The organism is Niallia yueguangensis (genome assembly GCF_052663115.1).
This window is the reverse complement of the sequence record NZ_JBQTCX010000075.1, coordinates 1-390: the sequence shown is the minus strand read 5'-3', so window position 1 is coordinate 390 and position 390 is coordinate 1. Positions and strand designations below refer to the sequence as shown.

Here is a 390-nt window from a genome sequence, read left to right as displayed (position 1 = left end):
TTATGGTGGAGGATGACGGGATCGAACCGCCGACCCTCTGCTTGTAAGGCAGATGCTCTCCCAGCTGAGCTAATCCTCCGAATTAAATGATTTTATATATAAATGGTGACCCATACGGGATTCGAACCCGTGTTACCGCCGTGAAAGGGCGGTGTCTTAACCGCTTGACCAATGGGCCTTAATGATGTTTTCATTTATGGCAAGTGTTTAAATGGCGGAGAGCAAGGGATTTGAACCCTTGAGACAGGGTTACCCGCCTACACGATTTCCAATCGTGCTCCTTCGGCCACTCGGACAGCTCTCCATAATGGCTCCGCAGGTAGGATTCGAACCTACGACCGTTCGGTTAACAGCCGAATGCTCTACCACTGAGCTACTGCGGAATAATTA

The 390-nt window shown here is 49.7% G+C and carries 4 tRNA genes; all 4 read right to left on the bottom strand.

The annotated features are described in order from the left end of the window. Positions 1-3 precede the first annotated feature (3 nt). Positions 4-79 (bottom strand) — tRNA-Val (locus tag ACTYA4_RS22245). Positions 80-103: 24 nt separating this feature from the next. Next, positions 104-178: transfer RNA gene (locus ACTYA4_RS22240), tRNA-Glu, on the bottom strand. Between the two features lie 34 nt (positions 179-212). Next, positions 213-304 (bottom strand) — tRNA-Ser (locus tag ACTYA4_RS22235). A 4-nt stretch (positions 305-308) separates the two neighbouring features. After that, a tRNA-Asn gene (locus tag ACTYA4_RS22230) sits at positions 309-383 on the bottom strand. Between the last annotated feature and the right edge of the window lie 7 nt (positions 384-390).